Below are 1,325 nucleotides of genomic sequence, written 5' to 3'. Positions count from 1 at the left end.
GTCACGCAATCCGGCGGCGAAGACCTCATACTGGGCCATGGACCCGACCGCCGATCGCCAACCGGCAACACCGGTGCCCGCCGCGACAAGCGCGGCGCCTGCGCCCACGAGCATCGTTCGCCTGTTCATCGTGCCCTCTCGAATAAACTTGCAGGCAAGATAGCGGCGGCTCGGGAATAGCCCTTGATCTCAATCAAGGCCTTTGATCGACCCGCCGCCTAGGCGGCGCGACCGTCGAACTCGAACACTTCGATGCCGGCGACGTCGACGTCGTCGAGGCAGTTGATGTTGATATAGGCCGTGCGTTCGCCGCTTTCGCCGACATCCTCGGCGAAGGGGTGGATTCCGCAGGTCCGGCAGAAGCGATGCGCGATTTGAGCCTTGCCGAAGGTGTAGCGGCCGAGGTCGTCGCCCCAGGCGACCAGACTGAGCTTCTCATGCGGCACCGCCCACAGCAGCGCGCCCTTGCGCGCGCAGATCGAGCAGTTGCAGCGCACCGCGCCGCCGATCTCACCCTTGACCTCGAATGCCACCTTGCCGCAGTGGCAACTGCCTTTGTACAGCATCAGCATCTTCCCATCGCTGGCAGGGTGCAAAGGCACGCTTGCCGGGTTATCTCTTTGCCGGGCCCAACATCAGGCCGCGCGTCTAAAAGACGTTGCAAATTTGCAAGGTCCGACATCGAAAATGCAATCCGTCCGCGATCGTCTCGAAACCATCCTGTCACGTCTTGCCAATCGCGCGGCCGAGGAGCGGGTCTACACCAAGCTCTATGCCGCGGCCGCGCGGGCAGCCGCCGATGCGTCCGACGCTCGCCGCAAGGCCGGCGTCAGCCTTGGCCCGCTCGACGGGCGCATCGTCTCGATCAAGGATCTGTTCGACGTTGCCGGCGAGCCGACCACGGCCGGGTCGCTGATCCTCGCCGGCACCGCGCCGGCGACGCGGGACGCGGCCATCGTGGCGCGGCTCCGGCGGGCGGGCGCCGTGATCGTCGGCAAGACCAACATGACCGAATTCGCCTTCACCGCGATCGGCGACAACCTTCACTATGGCACGCCGGGCAATGCCGCCGACGCCAGCCTGATCCCGGGCGGCTCGTCATCGGGGGCGGGCGTTGCGGTCGGCGAGGGCACAAGCGACATCTCGATCGGTTCGGACACCGGCGGCTCGGTGCGCATCCCGGCCTCGCTCAACGGCATCGTCGGCTTCAAGCCGACGGCGGGGCGCGTGCCCTTGACGGGCGCCCTTCCGCTGTCGATGACGCTGGATTCGATTGGCCCGCTTGCCCGCAGCGTCGCCGATTGCGCGATTGCCGATGCGATCTT

The 1,325-nt window shown here is 66.4% G+C and carries 2 protein-coding genes; one reads left to right on the top strand and one right to left on the bottom strand.

Annotated elements, in window-relative coordinates:
- Positions 1–218 precede the first annotated feature (218 nt).
- Positions 219–566 (bottom strand): GFA family protein, encoded by a 348-nt coding sequence (locus EOA28_RS35900; protein WP_127252681.1) that lies wholly within the window; start codon positions 564–566, stop codon positions 219–221.
- A 121-nt stretch (positions 567–687) separates the two neighbouring features.
- Here EOA28_RS35900 and EOA28_RS35895 point away from each other — a divergent pair.
- The coding region (locus EOA28_RS35895; RefSeq protein ID WP_245501685.1) for an amidase family protein at positions 688–1,325 on the top strand (638 nt) is incomplete at its 3' end.

Origin of the sequence: Mesorhizobium sp. M2A.F.Ca.ET.067.02.1.1 (assembly GCF_004023285.1) — a bacterium.
Lineage (GTDB): Bacteria > Pseudomonadota > Alphaproteobacteria > Rhizobiales > Rhizobiaceae > Mesorhizobium.
Note: the sequence above shows the minus strand (reverse complement) of the source record. Positions and strands in the feature narration are given on the sequence as shown.

Excerpts from the sequence above, each read along its gene's own strand:
- EOA28_RS35900 (WP_127252681.1), bottom strand. The coding sequence starts at position 566 with ATGCTGTACAAAGGCAGTTGCCACTGCGGCAAGGTGGCATTCGAGGTC.